Here is a 17,863-nt window from a genome sequence, read left to right as displayed (position 1 = left end):
TAAAATTTCAGTTTCCGCGCCAGATTTATTCAACGCGCAGATAGTGCCCGTCGGCGCGGACATTTGCGCCAAAACCGCAGTCCACAAACGTATCGGTGCTGGCATCAATGGTTTCAGAAGAAAAAGCCAGCGAAATGTCGCAGTGAATATCATCGCCTTCCCGAAGTGCCACGATGGTTTTATCGTTTTCCAGCGTTACCGTTGCGGAGAACTCGCCGATATTGGGGCCGAAGTAGATCCCCATTAAACCGAACCAGTAACCCTGAAAATTAACCTGATAGCGTGATGGGGTGGGTAATGCCTTCACGCTAAGCACGTTCCAAGAGGCGCGCCCGGCATAGCGCCAGTGTTCACCCGCCGCAAAAACCGGTGGCGGCAGGGCCGATAGCTTATCTTTGATCAGTTTCAGGTTGTAGATCGACTTGCTATCATTCGGCCTTAGCATCAGCCAGGCGCGGGCTTTACGCCATTCGCCTTCGCGTATCCAGGTTAGCGCCACGTTGTTGTAGGCCGTCGCGATGGCGCTGTCGTCAAGGGCGCAGCTTTCGCTCCATGCGGCCTGCTGTTCAAAAGCGTCGCGCGCTTTGGCATACTTTTGGGTCTTGTAAAGCTGTTCGCCCTGGCTGGCCAAAACTGGAATTTTTGCGCAGTCGGCCTCGATCTGCTGCTCCGTAATTTCAGCCCTGGCGGTGGCGCAGAGTAGAAGCAGGGCGCAAAGAAATAGAGATTTTCTTTGTATTATCACCACCTTACACCATTGAGTTGACCTGTCCCGGCAGCTCTGAATTCGGGATACGGACGGTATACCAGGCGAAACGAAAGCGTTTCCAGAAAGAATCGAAATGCAGGTGGTCCAGGCAGTCCATAACGATTTCATTATCCGGGTAAAGTGTGAAGGCAAAATGCGCCCAGCGTGCGCTTAGCTTCATATTAAACAGCGTTCGATCGTGTTTATTACCGTGCAGGCGCGATAGGGTCACCATAGCATGTAGCGTGCCTTTGTTGGCCTCTTGTTGCACCAGTTCCAGATGCTTATGCGCCAGCGTAATATCCTTCACTTCAAAAATATTCAGCAGGAACAAGCCCCAGGCCTCTTTATGCCCGAACTGATGCGCCAGCCAGAGATTATCGAGTAGTTCTTTTTCATAAGCGGAACGTTTTTCGGTATCAGGTTCTTGTTTACTCAGACGCTGGTTGCAGACGCCGATGCTGAAATGAATATTTTGCAGGTCATTTTCATAGTCGGTATAGCCTCCGTTATCTATTAATTTGTACGGAGTGCTCTCGCGCAGCGCTAACTGCCGGTGCAAAATCTCCGCCGCGCGCTGAAAATACCCTAACGCGATGGCAGGATCGTAAGGTAGTAGGCCGTTGTTCTCTTTATTATTGTGTTCAAGGCCCAGCAGGTTTAGCGCGGCGGGTATATTTCTTTGTGCGCCCAGCTCTGCCAGGGGCACGAAATGTTCCGGGAGCCCGAACCAGTTGAAATTTTTAATCGCCGCCCGCCAGCTATGGTTATATTGAATGTCGGCGACGCTATCGAGCCAGGTGAGGCCTTGCGCCTCATCCTTTTCGAAACCCAATAGCCCGGCGTACTGAAAGTAGCCACGACGGATTTTCGGCACTGCGAATTCCGTTTGCTGCGCATTCTGACAGAGAAAATTATACATCCACCAGGTGTCAGGAAAATCGCGCAGGGCGAACTTTATCGTGTCATCAGAGAAGTAATTGTTGAGTTTAACTTTTTCCACGATCGAACGCTGAAGGGTTCGCCAGAGCGCGTCATTATCGTCCAGATCGCTATAGCAGACCCGCAGCCACTCCAGCGCGTTGTGGCGAGATTCCTGGATATGCGCTCGCAGGCTAATCTCTTCGGCTTTGGCGATAATGCGTTTCTGTTCTGCCGGGGAGTCAACCTCTTTAATGCGCAGATCGCGGTGATCGTCCCACCAGATTAATAGCTCCAGATGTTCACGTTCTGCGGCAGAAAGGTGATCGCATACGCTTGATTCCAGAAATTCGCGGATTTCCTCGTGAGACCCTCTCCAGCGTGGCATACGAAACGGGATATATTCATCCAGCACGTAAAATGCCGTCGGGAAAATAGCCAGGCAGACGGCGAGCCAGTATTTTTGCCCGGCATAGTCATTGCACTCCGGCAGCACGGACGGGCGCGGCAAATTTGGGCAAACCGCGTCGGCAAACGACAGCCCGGAATGGGCCATCAGAGCGTCCACCTCCTGCGGTGAATGGCGATGATATTCAGCCAGATCTTCCATTAATGGCTGCCCGGCAACATCCGCGCCCACGAGGAACTCAACCAGCCAGTCGGGCTGGCCGAAGACTTTTGAGTTGGTGCTGGTCAGGGCCGCCGCCATCCACTGGCGCGGTTCACAGTCGATAGCATTGAGCGCGGCGATGACCATCCGTTCGTTGCAGGCGGCGGCGCAGATCCACATCGCTCGGGTGGTTTCTCTCGCCCAGCCATAGCTGCGGTAAAGCCACGCACGGTGATTCCAGTATTGCGCCTCGGCAAGCCAGGCGTGAGTGGAGCGGGGACGAGCGCGCTGCCAGTTTTTGATCAGCGCTAATCCTTGCGGCCCAGCCTCAACCAGCGTGTCCATATCGTAAAAAGGGTTGTCCATTTGATTCCAGGCGAAGAAATAGCGCTTTTCCGCTTCGCGGCTGGTAAAGCTCTCCGTCAGCGCCTGGTTGTAGCGTTCGTCCAGTTCGTCATAGCGTTCTTCGCGCAGCAGGCCGGGAATATCGGCGATATGCCATTCGCGTTGCCCGTCATTGAGGGGATTTTTGTGGTTGCACATCTCAAACATAGCGTTGAGCAGACGATCATCCTGTTCCATAAAGCGTCCTTTAAATCGGCTCGAAAATTTTGAATTCATTCCACGGCAGTTGTCGCCAGCGGCTGACCGGGTCTTGCAAATAATGGGTGGCTTCCTGTAAATCCCGTCCGGCAAGCGCTGTTGGCGTGTCACGTAGCGTGAGCCATACCCGGCGGGCGCGAACGTAGGCGGTGGCGTAATCCTCCCAGGAATCAAAACAGTCCTGAGCGCGCTGGGCGTTAAGTAATAACACCAGCCAGGCCTGATGTACGTCGCACCAGCCGAGCCCGGCGATACAGCGGGTCAGAAAGGCGGTGCGCATGCAGTCGAAAGCCAGCGCGTCGCGGACCTGGCCCTGGGCCGCCAGATGATGATAAAACGTGCGCGGCGAGCTGCCGATGCCCGCAGGCCAGCGGCGTAAGATATCCTCAACCTTGTGGCGTAACGCCGCGCCGTCGAGGTTTTCGCTCAAGCCCAGCTCTTTTTTTACCTGCTGCGCCAGATAGCGGCGTTTGTCATCGTCAAGTTTGAAGACCAGCTCAACGCCTTTGATCGGTAGCCCGTTGCGCCGGGCGAGGATATCAGCTAGCGCCAGCGCCCATTGCCGCCGTCGGGTATCGCGACGCAGATCCTTCAGACGATCTTTTTCTTTCTCCTCGGCGATACGGGCCGCAATCAGCGGTTTGTTTTTTTTGTAGTTGCGCCAGCTAAAAAATAGGGCGGCTATAATAAGAACAATCCAGAACATTATTGCACCTCCTTGATGACAGGGAGGTAGCGCGTGGTTTGTAGCGTCAGGCTTTCAATTTCGAAAGGTTCGCTACTGGTGTTTTTTCCGGCAAGCGTAGGGTGCCATTCATGTCGTGGAAACAGCATTTCCGCAGCCGTCGCCACGTTAGGATCAACAACCTGAAGGTAGCGCAGCGCCTCCGGGGCGCTGTGCAGCAGCAGCCACTGTAAAGCCACCGGAGGCGTAGGGAAGTGCTCCATTAAATGAAAATTGTCATGCAGCACATTGAGCAGAAAATTGAGGTCATGAATATGCGTAATAAATTTCCAACCTGAATATTCCGGCGTCGATTCATAAACTATTCCCATCCCTTCGCAATCGGCGTGGCGCTCAGGAAGTGGTTGCAGATGGCGTAATAGAGATAAAACATCGTTAGCATATTTCTTAATAGGATGGCGATTTTGCTTACCTTTAATCTGATCAATACTCAGGCCGTTATTACCAACCACCAGGCTTATTGTGACGTGGGGAATATTATTGTCGTCGCGCAGGCTGAACAGGCGAAGTTTTTGTTGTTCCATTTGCCGGGCGTAGTAATCGCCGTAGCCGCCGGAAAGCGCGCCTTTATTATCAAAATCTCCGACGCAGTGTTGCATATGCCAGGATTCATACGCCATCTCACTGCGCAGGCCGGGGTTTGTTGCACCAAGCTCAACCAGTACACCGTTATTCACCGCCATCACCGGTTTTAGCGCCTCGCTGTTGGAGGGATACCAACCTTGTTCACGCAGGCGCTGCATTTTTTGATGCTCCGCTTCGCGCATTGCCAGCACGGTAAAGCAGTTGATGCGCTGCAGTTTAGTTTCCAGCCGCGTTCCTTCCTGACGCGAAAGAAATTCCACTAAATCTCTTTCCATTGCCACAAGTTGCGGGTGCTGAACGTTAAGGTAGTAAAAGCGCTCATCGCCACCCAGCTTTGGCGCCAGCCAGGCGGGGATTTCTGCATCAGCGCTAAAATAAACGGCATAATCGGCGACGGAGCGCACAGGATAAACATGGGGAAAGTCACCAATGATCCAACGATAAAAATGGTTGCTTAACCAGCGCTGGATATTCTCGCTGTCGCCGCGTTGTTGGCTCCGGGAAAAAATAGACGATTTTACATTTGGCGCATTTATTATATTGCGTGGTTTATAGCGGTGAGATGACGTTTCTGTCATAAAAATCCATGTATAATTAAGCTGGTATTATGTTTATGTATTTTTAGATTCACTTAATGAATTAATGCGCAATAAGTTTAAAAAACTACTCACAGTATATCGGTAAACTAAAAAGAGCGGCCAAATAATTTATTGTCCCCGATCGCGTTCGTCATGGTTTTCGGGATACCGCTCGGCCAAAGGAAAGAGGACTGTGTGTTAATTCCGCCAGAATAGCGTTGGCGGAAAATATCGTCTTACGACCTTGTTATTGTTATGCCAATAATCATTATACCAGGTGACACGCATCCGCTTCCCAGCGATACCCTACACCGTACACCGCGCGTATAAATGACTGTTCGGCATCCAGCGATTCCAGTTTACGGCGCAGGTTTTTAATATGGCTGTCGATGGTACGGTCGGTCACCACACGGTAGTCGTCGTAGAGGTGGTTTAACAACTGCTCGCGGGAAAAAACTTTACCCGGTTCAAGCGATAAGGTTTTTAGCAGACGGAATTCAGCGGGGGTTAAATCCAGCGCTTTACCACACCAGGAGGCTTGAAAGCGGCTTTCATCAATCATTAACGGGCTTTCGGCATCCTGCTGCTGGAGTTCGCGCTGTGGTTTACAGCGGCGCAAAATGGTTTTCACGCGGGCCACGACTTCGCGCGGGCTGTAAGGCTTACAGATATAATCATCGGCGCCGATTTCCAGCCCCAGCAGCCGGTCGATCTCTTCAATTTTGGCTGTGACCATCACAATGGGGATGTCGGAAAAACGGCGAATCTCCCGGCATAGCGTCAGACCATCGGTACCCGGCAGCATCAGATCCAGCAGGATTAGATCCGGCGGCGTTTGACGCACATACGGCAGTACCTTGTCGCCATGATTGATGAGCGTGGGGGCGTAACTCGCCGCGCGTAAGTAGTCAATAAGCAGCTGACCCAGCTTGGGTTCATCTTCAACAATCAAAATGCGTGGCGTGTTTTCATCAATGGGTAATTCAGTCATACTTCTCTCTGTAAATCGCGATCCAGCGGTAACTCTACTGTAATGCTAACCCCGCCAAAAGGCGAATGAGCGGCGTGAAGATGACCGTTATGCGCGTGTACAATATTGACGCATATCGCCAGCCCCAGTCCAGAACCGCCGCTGGCGCGGTTACGGGACACTTCCGTGCGGTAAAAACGGTCAAAAAGCTTTTGTAACTGCTCATCGCTGACGCCCGGTGCAGAATCGGCAAAGGTCAGGAATAATGATTTGTCGCGTTGTTCGGCGGAAATATGCAGGCCGCCGCCGCTGTCGGTGTAGCGCAAACTGTTTTCCAGCAGATTATTAAACAGTTGCATCAGGCGATCCGGGTCGCCGAAGACGGTCATGCTATCCGGCAACGCGTAATGTAGCGTTAGCCCCCGGCTGGTAAAGCGCTCTCTGAACGCGCCGCCAGCGACTTCCAACAGGGGAACAAGATCGACGGTCGTTTTTTGGTAAGCCAGCGCGCCTTCGTCAGACAACGACAGCTGATGCAGGTCGTCAACCAGTTTGGTAAGCGTACCGACTTCCGCCTGTAGCGAGGTAACCGATTCTGGCGTGAACTGGCGAACGCCATCCTGAATGGCTTCCAGTTCGCCGCGCAATACCGCCAGCGGCGTGCGCAGTTCGTGGGAAATATCCGCCATAAAGTCGCGGCGCATCTGCTGGTTTTTTTCCAGCGTGCTGGCAAGCTGGTTAAAGTCCTGCGCCAGTTTTCCCAGCTCATCGGCGCTGGTTGGGGTCACGCGCGTGGTAAAATCCCCCGCCGCCAGCCTGTGCGTACCCTCGACCAACCGTTTGACCGGGGCGAGCAGGCCACGCGCCAGCAAAAATGTCGCCAGCGCGGCCAGCAACGTTGATAACGCCACGATCATCCAACTGGCGCGCCGCTGCTGCATATCAAAATTAATATCCGTATTGCGCGTCAGCCGCTCGACAGGCGAGGCGATAATCGCGCCGACTTCGACGCCATTGACCAGAATGGGGCGGCGAGTACCGTCATGCGGCACCGGACCGCGTGGGCCGACCAGCACCCGGCCATTTTGATCGACGACCCAGAACTGGGTGCGCCAACCGTGCGGCGGCATACCGGGGCCGGGTTTATCCCGGTCGTTGTCATGCTCAAATGAACGCAGAATCTGGAAAACGAAGCGATCGTTGTTGCGTAAAAAACGCCAGTTGCCGTGTTGCTGGTACTGGTCGCCCAGCGCATCGCCCAGCATTTGTAGCCGCTGCTCGTTGCCGTGTTTGATATAGTCAATAAATCCGCGTTCAAAACTGACGCGCACGGCCCAATGCATACTGATCAGCAGCACGATGCAGGTGGCGAAAATCGCCAGAAACAGCTTGCCGGTGATTCCGGGCCGCCAGACTTTCATTACAGGCTCCTTTTACGCCGTGAAATGACCATGTTTTGCTGTGTATCGTTCGGCACGCGGGCAAAAATTATCGTCGGTAGCGCGATAATAACCGCCATACATAACCAGGTGTACATAAAGACGTGATGTGTGGCGCTACTGTCTATCCCGATATGCTGTTGGCCAAACATACCCAGCAGCATTCCGGCAATAGTGACGCCAATACTCATCTAGAGCTGCATAATCATCGATAATAAGCTATTGCCGCTGCTGGCCAGCGTATCGGGAAGGTCTTTTAGCGTTAAGGTATTCATGGAAGAAAAGCGCGCCGAGTTCACCATTCCCTGCAAAAGCAGTACCAGCGGCAGGAGATAATACCAGCCGAGCAGCGCGACCGACATAAACAACAGGCTAACCAATGCCAGTCCGAGCGTGGTCGCCACCAGAACCCGACGATAGCCAAAACGGTTAACTATCTGCACCACAATCCGCTTCATTCCCATGCTGCCCAGCACCATGGGGATCATCATCAAACCGGCATGAAACGGTGAAAAACCAAGACCAATTTGCAAAAAGACCGGCGTCATAAACGGCAGCATACCGCTGCCGATACGCCCGGCAAAACTGCCCAGCAACCCCAGTGAAAACGTGGGCGTGCGGAACAATCGCAGGCTGAATAACGCGCCTGAGTTTTTTTTGGCATGGAAGAGATAGAGCAGAATGGCTGCTGCGCCGCCCGCAGCAAGTCCGGCTAATGTCCAGGGCGAGATCCCCATGCTTTTACTACCGTCCAGCGCCAGCGTGAGTACCGCCATGCCGATAGCTAACAGCAGGAACCCCGGCAGATCAAAGCGCCGGGTCTCTATGGTGTAGTTTGGCATCAGCATAAAGGTCGCCATAGCGCCGACAATTCCCACCGGGATATTGATCAGAAAGATCCAGTGCCATGAAGCATATTCCACCAGCACCCCGCCCAGCGCGGGGCCGAGTAACGGCCCGATCTGTCCCGGTAGGGTGACGAAGGTCATCGCCGCCATATATTGCGCGCGCGGCACGATTTTCATGACCGTCAGGCGTCCGACCGGCACCATCATCGCGCCGCCTACGCCTTGTAAAACCCGCGCTAATACCAGTTGATTAAGCGTGCCGGAAAGGGCGCAAAACAGCGAACCCAGCGTGAACAGCACAATGGCGGCAAAGAAAATATTACGCACGCCGATTTTGTCTGCCAGCCAGCCGCTGGCGGGGAGCATCACGGCGACGGTAAGAACATATGACACCACTACCATGTGCATATGCAGCGGGCTTTCCCCCAGGCTTTTCGCCATGGAGGGCAGCGCAGTGTTGACGATGGTGGTATCCAGCGACTGCATAAAAAAGCCGAATGCCACAATCCAGAGTTGCCAGCGGGTGTTGTCAGGAAGTTCTGTCATATCTCTACTACCGGTTTGCTATTTTTACGCGAAAAACGCAGCCGCAGACGATCGAAAAAGAGGTACACCACCGGCGTGGTATAGAGCGTCAGGAGCTGGCTCATGACCAAACCGCCGACAATGGTTATCCCCAGCGGCTGCCGTAATTCCGAACCGTCTCCGCCAGATAACACCAATGGCAGTGCGCCGAACAGCGCCGCCAGCGTGGTCATCATTATTGGACGGAAGCGTAACAAGCAGGCCTGGAAAATGGCTTGTTCCGGCGTCAGGCCGCCGCTTCGTTGCGCTTCAAGCGCAAAATCGACCATCATAATGGCGTTTTTCTTCACAATGCCAATTAATAGCATGATCCCTATCAGGGCGATTAGGCTGAAAGGGGCATTGAAGAGCTCCAGCGCCAGAAGCGCCCCAACGCCCGCCGATGGCAGAGTAGAGAGAATGGTCAGCGGATGGACGTAACTTTCGTACAGTATCCCCAGCACAATGTAGACGGTAGCGATCGCCGCCACTATCAAAATAAGCTGCGAATTCATGGTCTGCTGGAACACTTGCGCCGTTCCGGAAAAACTGCCGCGTACCGTCGGGGGGACGCCAAGCTGCGTCATAGTGCGATTAATGGCCTCCGTCGCCTGCGATAACGATGTTCCGGTCGGCAGGTTAAAGGCAATCGTGGACGCCGCGGAAAGTCCCTGATGGTTCACCGACAGCGGCGCATTGGCGGGCCGCCATTGGGCGAAATAAGAGAGGGGGATCGCTTTTCCGTCGCTGTTGATAACAAACATTTTCTCCAGCGCGCTGATATCCTGGCTATAGCGCGGATCGACTTCCATCACCACTTTATACTGGTTCATCGGCTGATAAATGGTGGAAATTTGCCGCTGGCCGAAAGCATTATTTAACAGACTGTTTGCGGCCTGAACATCAATACCCAGCCGTGACATGGTGTCGCGGTCGTAGATAAGGTTCATCTCCGCGCCGTTATCCTGCTGATCGGAGTTTACGTCCGCCAGTTGCGGCAGGGCCGAGAGCGCTTTGCGTATTTTCGGCTCCCACTCGCGCAGCGCCGCCAGAGAGTCAGACAGCAACGTATATTGGTAACTGGCGTTAGCCTGCCGCCCGCCGACGCGAATATCCTGTACAGCCATCAGAAACAGCCTGGCGCCGGGTTCTTTTGCCAGTTTGACCCGCAGTCGATCAATGATTTGCTGCGCCGTCTCTTTGCGCTCGCCGCGCGGCTTCAGCGTAATAAACATCATGCCGCTATTCACCCGCGAGCCGCCGGTAAAACCAGTGACATTATTCACCGCCGGATCGTCGCGAATAATTTTCATAAAATCCTGCAGCTTGCCGCGCATGGCCTGGAAAGAGATGCTCTGGTCAGCCTGAATACCGCCCATCAACACGCCGGTGTCCTGCTCCGGAAAGAATGTTTTAGGGATGGCGATATAAAGCCAGATGTTCAGCGCAATGGTGCCAAGAAAAACCACCCCGACAAGACGCGTATGGTTAAGTACCCATTTTAACGACGTGCCGTAACCCTGTTGCAAGGCGACCAGCAAACGGCCAACGCCCCGTTTACGCGGTTGGGTGCGCGGTTTACTTGATTTAAGCATCCAGCCGCACATCATCGGCGTCAGCGTGAGCGAGACCACCAGCGATATGCTAATCGCCACCGAGAGGGTAACGGCGAATTCCCGTAATAATCGCCCTGGCAGGCCGCCCATTAACAGCAGCGGCAGAAATACCGCCACCAGCGACAGACTCATGGAGATGACCGTAAACCCGACTTCCCGCGTACCCTGTAATGCCGCCTGCAAAGGTTTCATTCCCGCCTCCAGATGGCGGGCGATATTTTCCAGCACCACAATGGCATCATCAACGACAAATCCGGTCGCGATAGTCAGCGCCATCAGCGACAGATTGTTGAGGCTGAAGCCGCACAGATACATGGCGGCGAAGGTGCCGATGAGCGAAACGGGAACGGCGACGGCGGGAATTAGCGTGGCTCGCCCGGAGCGCAGGAATAAAAACACCACCAGGATCACCAGCGCAACAGAGATAGCCAGTGTCTCTTCTACCTCTTGCAGCGACGCGCGAATCGTCGGCGAACGATCCTGGGCGATTTGTAAATCGATAGCGGCGGGGATCATTGCCCGCAGTTCCGGCAGTTTTGCCCGGATGCCGTCGACCGTCTGAATAATGTTGGCCTCCGGCAGCTTGCGGATCATCAACAAAATAGCGGGTTTAGCGTTCGTCATCCCGGCGTTACGGACATCCTGCACCGAGTCGGTGACGCTGGCGACGTCGCCCAGGCGTACCGCCGCGCCGTTGTTATAGTGAATAATCAGCGGCTGATATTCGGCGGCGGTTTTCAGTTCGTCGTTGGTCTGGATTTGCCAGCGGTGGACGCTATCTTCAATTGCGCCTTGCGGTCGGCGTACGTTGGCGCTGTCGATCGTTTCGCGGACCTCATCCAGCGAGACGCCCTGGTTAAAGAGCGCCTGCGGGTTTAAGCCTACACGTACTGCGGGCAGGGAGCTGCCGCCGACGTCAACATCGCCGACGCCGTCAATTTGCGCGATGGTTTGCGCCAGTTGGGTAGAGGCGAAATCATACAGTTTGCCCTGTGACCAGCTCTCCGAGGTGAGCGTTAAAATCATAATCGGCGCGTCGGACGGGTTGGCCTTGCGATAAGTCGGGCGGCTGGGCATTCCGCCTGGCAACAAGCTTTGCGCGGCGTTAATGGCGGCCTGCACGTCGCGCGCCGCGCCGTTAATATCACGATCGAAATTAAATTCGAGAATAATGCGCGTACTGCCGAGCGAGCTGCTGGAAGTCATTTCATTGACGCCTGCAATGCGTCCCAAAGAGCGTTCCAACGGCGTCGCCACTGACGAAGCCATGGTTTCCGGCGAGGCGCCCGGCAGCGAGGCGCTAACCATAATCACCGGGAAATCAACCTGCGGCAGCGGGGCGACCGGCAGCAGACGAAAGCCCAGAATGCCACACAGCGTAATGGCGGCGGCAATCAAAATGGTGGCGACCGGGCGGTAGATGAAAAGGGCGAAAAAGCGCATCTACGCCTCCTCTTTATGGCGCGGAAAGCGACTTTTCACGTACAGCGACAGGCGGTCAAACAGGAGATAAATCACTGGTGTGGTAAACAGAGTTAATACCTGGCTGACCAGTAGGCCGCCCACCATCGCGATCCCCAACGGGCGACGTAATTCCGCGCCAACGCCGGTACTCAACATTAATGGCAATGCCCCGAGCAATGCCGCCAGCGTGGTCATCAGAATCGGTCGAAAACGCAGCAGACAGGCCTGGAAGATAGCGTCGCGCGGACTCATCCCCTGTTCGCGTTCAGCGGCGAGGGCGAAGTCAATCATCATGATGGCGTTTTTCTTCACGATGCCGATCAGCAAAATAATGCCGATAATGGCGATAATATCGAGCTCGCTACCAGCGATGATCAGCGCCAGTAGCGCGCCGACGCCCGCCGTAGGCAGCGTTGAGAGAATCGTGATCGGATGGATAAAACTCTCATACAGCACGCCGAGCACGATATACATCGCCACCACGGCGGCGACAATAAGCCAGACGGTGCTGCCCAGCGCCGCCTGGAAGGCGAGCGTACTGCCCTGAAACTGCGTTGTAATATCCGCTGGCAGGGCGAGCGTTTTTTCCGTATCGAGAATCGCCTGCACCGCATCGCCGAGCGAATAGCCCTCCGGCACGTTAAACGAAAATGTCGTAACCGGGAACTGATCTAAATGATTGATGGAGAGCGGAGCGAAGCGCTGCTCAATGCGGGCAATCGCGCTGAGCGGTACGGTGCCGCCGTCGCGGCTCGTCAGGCGAATCGTCTCCAGCGCCGCCAGGCCCGGCGTGCTGGCGGTATTATGTTCCAGCACGACACGGTACTGGTTCGCCTGGGTATAAATCGTTGAAATCAGGCGTTGTCCGAACGCGTTGTAGAGTGCGTTATCCACATCCGCCATGCTGATACCCAGACGGCTGGCGCTGTCGCGGTCGACATTCACCCAGGCCGCTAATCCCCGATCTTGCCAGTCGCTGCTTACCTCGGAAAGCTGTGGTAACGACTGTAGCGCGTTCTGCAGTTTTGGCACCCAGTGGCTGAGCGCATCGAGCGTCGTGGCCTGCAGGGTAAACTGATACTGCGTGCGGCTGACCTGCGTGTCGATGGTTAAATCCTGCGTCGGCTGGAGATACAGCGCCACGCCGGGAATCGTCGCCACGGCGGTTTGCAGCCGGGAGATCACCTGCTGCACGCGGTCATCACGCGCATCCAGCGGCTTGAGGTTAATTTGCAGGCGCGCGCTATTCAGCGTGGGGTTAGCGCCGTCTACGCCAACAAAAGTCGTCAGGCTTTGCACCGCCGGGTCCTGTAATATCCGCTCCGCCACCTGGCGCTGACGTTGCGCCATACTGGCATACGATGACGATTGCGGCGCCTGCAGCGTTCCCTGGATAATGCCGTTATCCTGTACCGGAAAGAACCCTTTCGGAATGACTATCCACAGCATAACGCTGAGCAGGAGCGTGGCGAATGCCACGCTCAATGTAAGCCACGGATGGTTGAGCACTTTCGCTAATCCACGTCCGTAGCTGGCGATCACGCGGTCAAACATCCGCTCGCAGGCGCGGGAAAAGCGGTTTTGTTTACGCAGAGACTGCTGGCTGAGCATACGCGCGCACATCATGGGCGTGAGCGTCAAAGAGACGACGGCGGAGATTAAAATCGCTACCGCCAACGTCACCGCAAATTCGCGGAACAGTCGACCAACAATATCGCCCATAAAGAGCAACGGGATCAGCACCGCAATCAGTGAAAAGGTGAGGGAAATAATGGTAAAGCCGATTTCGCCCGCGCCTTTGAGCGCCGCCGCCAGCGGTTTTTCTCCTTTTTCGATGTAGCGCGAGATGTTCTCGATCACCACAATCGCATCGTCCACCACGAAACCCGTGGCGATAGTGAGCGCCATCAGCGTCAGGTTATTAATGGAAAAATCCAAAAACACCATCACCGCAAAGGTGCCGATAAGCGACAGCGGTACGGCGACGCCGGGAATAATTGTGGCGGGAATATTACGTAAAAACAGATAGATAATCATGACGACCAGCGCGATCGCCAGCATCAGTTCAAACTGGGTATCGCGCACGGAAGCGCGAATATTGGTGGTGCGATCGGACAGGACCGTGACCTTCACCGATTTTGGCAGGCTTTCGGTAAGCTGGGGCAGCATCTGGCGAATGCTGTCCGCTGTCGCAATGATATTGGCGCCGGGCTGGCGTTGAACGTTCATCACGATAGCCGGCGCTTGATTCGCCCATGCGCCGAGCCAGCTATTTTCCGCCCCCTGTTCGACGGTGGCGACATCGCCCAACCGTACCGGCGCGCCGTTTTGATACGCGATGATAAGCCTGCGGTATTCGTCGGCAGACTGCATCTGATCGTTAGCAGAAAGCGTCACCGCCCGTTCGGGGCCATCCAGACTGCCTTTCGCCGAGTTGACGTTGGCGCCGGTAATTGCGGTACGGACCGTTTCGCTGGTCAGACCGAGCGCGGCGACAGCCTGAGCATTCAGTTTTACGCGTACTGCAGGGCGCTGCCCGCCGGCAAGCGTCACCAGTCCGACGCCGGAGACCTGCGAGATCTTCTGCGCCACTCGGGTTTCTACCATGTCCTCTACCTGAGTCATTGGCATCGCGTTTGAGGTGACGGCAAGCGTCATAATCGGCGGGTCCGCCGGATTGACTTTGCTATAAATCGGCGGATTCGGCAGGTCGGAAGGCAATAAATTGGTGGCTGCGTTAATCGCCGCCTGTACTTCCTGCTCGGCAACGTCCAGCGGCAGCGTCAACTGAAACTGTAGCGTTACCACCGACGCGCCGCCGGAGCTTTGCGACGACATCTGCTTCAGTCCTGACATCTGGCCGAACTGGCGCTCAAGCGGCGCGGTGACGGCGGAGGTCATGACATCCGGGCTGGCGCCAGGGTAGAGCGTAACAACCTGAATAGTGGGGTAGTCGACCTCCGGCAAAGCGGCGACGGGCAGGAAGCGATAGCCGATAATCCCGGCGAGTAAAATCGCCGCCATCAGCAGAGTGGTGGCCACGGGGCGCAGAATAAACAGACGCGAGGGGCCGCCCGTGCTGCCCGGAGGTAATACCTGCATCAGGCGCGCGCTCCTTTTTGACCTTCATGGCGGGAAGGGGATTTTTCATCCGCCACGGTGGTTTGCGGCTCAACGACCTCGACTTTTGCGCCTTCCGTCAGCCGATCAATACCATCGGTAACGACGCGATCGCCTGCCGACAAGCCAGCGCTGATCACCACGTTTCGGTTATCCTGAATACCGATTTTTACCCGCTTCTTGCTGACGTTATTTTCGTCGTTCAGCACCCACACAAAGTGGCCCTCATTGCCCATTTGCACCGCCGCGGCAGGCACCACAACGGCATTTTGTTCGGTATCGACCAGCATCCGGGCGTTCACAAATTGATTGGGGAACAGCGTATCGTCCTGATTGGTAAAGCGCGCTTTAATTTTGATAGTTCCCGTTGTGGGATCAATCTGGTTGTCCAGACTGAGCAACACACCTTCGCTCAATTTGTGCGAGTTAGTCCGATCCCAGGCTTCTACGACCAGCGTTTTCCCCGCTTTCTGCGCCTGAACCACGGTCGCGATATCGCTTTCCGGCAGAGTAAAAATGAGATCAATCGGGTGCGTTTGCGTAATGACGACAATACCTGCGGTATCGCTGCTGGAAATCTGGTTGCCGACATCCACCTGTTTCAGACCCACGCGTCCCGAGACCGGGGCCGTGATACGACTCCAGTCGAGCTGTAACTGCGCGCTGGCGACATTGGCTTCATCCGCTTTAATGGTTCCCTGGGTTTCGTTGACCAGCGCCTGTTGCGCATCCAGTTCCTGACGGGAAACCAGATTGGTTTTTGCCAGTTGCTGATAGCGCGCCAGATCACGACGCGCATTCGCCAGCGTAGCGTTATCTTTCGCCAACTGTCCCTGAGCCTGCGCCAGGGCGACCTTAAACTGGCTGGGATCGATTTGCGCCAGCAGATCGCCTGCGTTGACCTGCTGACCTTCCTGAAAGTGCAGGGCGATGAGTTGACCATCCACGCGGCTACGCACCGTAACGGTATTCGCGGCGGTCACGGTACCCAGCCCGCTCAGATAGCGCGGTACGGCCTGCGTGGTCGCGGTCGCGGCCTGTACCGGCGCCAGAGGGCCGTCGCGCATACCGCGGCGACCTGCGGCGGCGGTATGCGGCGCTTGCGCGGCGACGCCCGGCGCGGCGGTCGGGCTTTCGCTACGGCTATGCCAGAACCAGAATGCGGCGGCGGCCACTACAACCCCAATCGCTATTGCCCAGCGGAAAGTATTACTGCCTTTCATCGGTATAAGTTTCTCATCCTGAAACGTTTTGCGGAATGTTGCTTCCTCTATTGTAGTCAGCAGGGAAGGGAGAAAAATGGAGGAATTATGGAACACGGTCGGGATTATTCTGAATGGCGACTCGCTTTGCGAGGCGCTACGCAACTCTCATCGGTGAAAATCGTTAACGCGCCGGAGTGCGGTAAAGTGGCGGCACGGCAATGAAGGTAAGCCACCGATTTCAGCAGGACGCTGAAACGGGAAAGCCCCTCCCGAGGAAGGGGCCAAAATAAGGAAAGGGTTATGATGAAGGTAGTCATCATACTGGTGATACTCTTAGTGATTAGCCTACCAGCTTACTAAGACACCAGGGGGAGGAGGAATCCTCCCTTACCCTCACTCCTGACGTTAAGCCACATCAAGAATAATGTCAATCCATCAGCGCTGGGCTTGCGAGGCGCTTAGCGGAAAACGACCTCCGCCCAGCGCGCCAGTCCTGCGGTGACGGAGCCGAAATCATCGCCGCCAGCGACGGGTATACCCGGTAGCTGTTCGGAAAGCGCTTTTTTAATCAATGGCGAACGGGCGCTGCCGCCGGTCAGATAGATGACATCCGGTTTTTCCTGCGCGCTGTCCAGCGCCAGTTGCACCTGTTCCAGAATACGCGCCAGCGGTTGATCCAGCGCCGCTTCCAGTCCTTGCTGGCTGATAGCGACCGCCAGGTCGTCGCTGATAAATGGCAGCCTCGCCGTAACATCCGCCTGGCCGGAAAGGGCGATTTTGCTCTCTTCCGCACAGCGTACCAGGCGGTAACTAAGCCGCTGACGCCAGACCTTGAGCAGCAACGCGACCTTGTCTGCTTCACGCGCGTTGCGAACCAAATCGTTCAACAGACGACCATTCGCGCTACTGTAAAAATCGCTTTGCGCCGGGACGTCGTTAATCGCCACGGCGTTCCACCACGGCAGCACCGGCAGGGCGATGCCTTTTTCGGTTTCGCCGCCCATGCCCAGCAAAGGCATCAGATTTTTAAAGGCCAGCGCGATATCCAGATCGTTTCCGCCCACGCGGCAACCGCTGTGCCCCAACAGGCTGTTTTCACGATCGGCGCGCTGACGCCACTGCGGCCCCATCAGCAGCATGGAACAGTCGGTGGTGCCGCCGCCAATATCCACGACCAGCACACGCTTTTCTTCCCGCAGCGTAGCCTCGTAGTCCAGGCCCGCAGCGACCGGTTCGTACTGGAATACCACCTCCTGAAAACCGGCGCGTTTTGCCGCCCGCTCCAGAATACCCTGCGCCTGGCGGTTCGCGTCATCGCCGCCCAGTCCCTGAAAGTTGATCGGGCGACCGATCACTGCCTGGGTAATGGCCTCCGGCAATTGGCTGTGCGCCGTATGACGAATATGTACCATCATGGCGCAGACCAAATCTTCAAACAACGCGACCTGCTGCGGTTTCAGGCCGCTGGCGCCTAAAAAGGATTTCGGCGATTTGACAAACCAGACCTCCTGGGGATCGTCAATATAGTGCGCCAGCGACGCCAGACCAAACTGTACGCTTTGCGCGCCAACCTCAATATCTTCCTCGCGGTTGTAGCGTATCGCGCGGCGTAGCAGCGCCTGGGTTTCTTCGTCCGTTGCCGGCACATCATGATGGCGATACAGCCACTCGCTCACCGCTTCGCGCGTCGGCGCGCACAGCATAGACGGCAGTAATGCGCTGTTATTCTCCATTGTCAGCAACTGTGGATGCCCGTCGCGCATAATGGCGACCGAGCAGTTTGCCGTACCGTAATCAAATCCGATAAACACCTTAAAATCCCCATGCCAGTGAAGAAGGGGCGTGAC

The 17,863-nt window shown here is 55.6% G+C and carries 11 protein-coding genes and 1 pseudogene; 1 reads left to right on the top strand and 11 read right to left on the bottom strand.

Translation table 11 applies throughout. The features are described 5' to 3' along the window. Positions 1 to 25: 25 nt before the first annotated feature. The 10 genes and pseudogenes from ACFK9X_RS15335 to mdtA form a co-directional block, all read right to left on the bottom strand. Positions 26 to 745 carry a tetratricopeptide repeat protein gene (locus ACFK9X_RS15335; RefSeq protein WP_058107178.1) on the bottom strand — a complete coding sequence of 240 codons (720 nt, stop codon included), beginning with the start codon at positions 743 to 745 and terminating at the stop codon, positions 26 to 28. Between the two features lie 4 nt (positions 746 to 749). Next, positions 750 to 2,861, bottom strand: a complete 2,112-nt coding sequence (locus ACFK9X_RS15330; RefSeq protein WP_151116923.1) for a DUF4034 domain-containing protein — start codon at positions 2,859 to 2,861, stop codon at positions 750 to 752. 10 nt (positions 2,862 to 2,871) lie between these two features. Then, on the bottom strand, positions 2,872 to 3,588 hold the full coding sequence (locus tag ACFK9X_RS15325) for a DUF1266 domain-containing protein (RefSeq protein WP_000498586.1): 717 nt from the start codon (positions 3,586 to 3,588) through the stop codon (positions 2,872 to 2,874). Further along, a complete protein-coding gene (locus ACFK9X_RS15320) occupies positions 3,588 to 4,790 on the bottom strand; it encodes a PcfJ domain-containing protein (RefSeq protein WP_151116922.1) in 1,203 nt (400 codons plus the stop codon). The genes ACFK9X_RS15325 and ACFK9X_RS15320 overlap by 1 nt, the downstream gene beginning before the upstream one ends. 268 nt (positions 4,791 to 5,058) lie before the next feature. Further along, entirely contained in the window at positions 5,059 to 5,781 is a 723-nt protein-coding gene (gene baeR / locus ACFK9X_RS15315; RefSeq protein WP_000137852.1) for a two-component system response regulator BaeR, read from the bottom strand. Then, complete coding sequence (baeS, locus tag ACFK9X_RS15310) at positions 5,778 to 7,181, bottom strand: two-component system sensor histidine kinase BaeS (RefSeq protein WP_000870081.1); 1,404 nt, start codon at positions 7,179 to 7,181, stop codon at positions 5,778 to 5,780. The genes baeR and baeS overlap by 4 nt, the downstream gene beginning before the upstream one ends. Further along, a pseudogene (locus ACFK9X_RS15305) lies at positions 7,181 to 8,593 on the bottom strand (MFS transporter). The gene baeS and the pseudogene ACFK9X_RS15305 overlap by 1 nt, the downstream one beginning before the upstream one ends. Beyond that, on the bottom strand, positions 8,590 to 11,670 hold the full coding sequence (gene mdtC, locus ACFK9X_RS15300) for a multidrug efflux RND transporter permease subunit MdtC (protein WP_151116919.1): 3,081 nt from the start codon (positions 11,668 to 11,670) through the stop codon (positions 8,590 to 8,592). Before mdtC ends, ACFK9X_RS15305 begins: the two are co-directional and overlap by 4 nt. After that, positions 11,671 to 14,793 carry a multidrug efflux RND transporter permease subunit MdtB gene (mdtB, locus tag ACFK9X_RS15295; protein WP_001197797.1) on the bottom strand — a complete coding sequence of 1,041 codons (3,123 nt, stop codon included), beginning with the start codon at positions 14,791 to 14,793 and terminating at the stop codon, positions 11,671 to 11,673. It lies immediately after the preceding gene. Next, complete coding sequence (mdtA, locus tag ACFK9X_RS15290) at positions 14,793 to 16,034, bottom strand: multidrug efflux RND transporter subunit MdtA (protein ID WP_000678816.1); 1,242 nt, start codon at positions 16,032 to 16,034, stop codon at positions 14,793 to 14,795. The genes mdtB and mdtA overlap by 1 nt, the downstream gene beginning before the upstream one ends. A 282-nt stretch (positions 16,035 to 16,316) precedes the next feature. Between mdtA and ACFK9X_RS15285 the strand changes: the two genes are divergently transcribed. Beyond that, positions 16,317 to 16,376, top strand: a complete 60-nt coding sequence (locus ACFK9X_RS15285) for a type I toxin-antitoxin system Ibs family toxin (RefSeq protein ID WP_105887528.1) — start codon at positions 16,317 to 16,319, stop codon at positions 16,374 to 16,376. A gap of 98 nt (positions 16,377 to 16,474) precedes the next feature. Here ACFK9X_RS15285 and yegD read toward each other — a convergent pair whose 3' ends face one another. Continuing rightward, complete coding sequence (gene yegD / locus ACFK9X_RS15280) at positions 16,475 to 17,827, bottom strand: molecular chaperone (protein WP_000469628.1); 1,353 nt, start codon at positions 17,825 to 17,827, stop codon at positions 16,475 to 16,477. Positions 17,828 to 17,863 lie beyond the last annotated feature (36 nt).

Source organism: Salmonella sp. WC3, assembly GCF_042932255.1.
Taxonomy (GTDB): domain Bacteria; phylum Pseudomonadota; class Gammaproteobacteria; order Enterobacterales; family Enterobacteriaceae; genus Salmonella; species Salmonella enterica.
Note: the sequence above shows the minus strand (reverse complement) of the source record. Positions and strands in the feature narration are given on the sequence as shown.

What these genes read in the sequence shown, in the direction of transcription:
- ACFK9X_RS15330 (WP_151116923.1), bottom strand. Translation starts at nt 2,861, where the DNA reads ATGGAACAGGATGATCGTCTGCTCAACGCTATGTTTGAGATGTGCAAC.
- ACFK9X_RS15325 (WP_000498586.1), bottom strand. Translation starts at nt 3,588, where the DNA reads ATGTTCTGGATTGTTCTTATTATAGCCGCCCTATTTTTTAGCTGGCGC.
- ACFK9X_RS15320 (WP_151116922.1), bottom strand. Translation starts at nt 4,790, where the DNA reads ATGACAGAAACGTCATCTCACCGCTATAAACCACGCAATATAATAAAT.
- baeR (WP_000137852.1), bottom strand. Translation starts at nt 5,781, where the DNA reads ATGACTGAATTACCCATTGATGAAAACACGCCACGCATTTTGATTGTT.
- baeS (WP_000870081.1), bottom strand. Translation starts at nt 7,181, where the DNA reads ATGAAAGTCTGGCGGCCCGGAATCACCGGCAAGCTGTTTCTGGCGATT.
- mdtC (WP_151116919.1), bottom strand. Translation starts at nt 11,670, where the DNA reads ATGCGCTTTTTCGCCCTTTTCATCTACCGCCCGGTCGCCACCATTTTG.
- mdtB (WP_001197797.1), bottom strand. Translation starts at nt 14,793, where the DNA reads ATGCAGGTATTACCTCCGGGCAGCACGGGCGGCCCCTCGCGTCTGTTT.
- mdtA (WP_000678816.1), bottom strand. Translation starts at nt 16,034, where the DNA reads ATGAAAGGCAGTAATACTTTCCGCTGGGCAATAGCGATTGGGGTTGTA.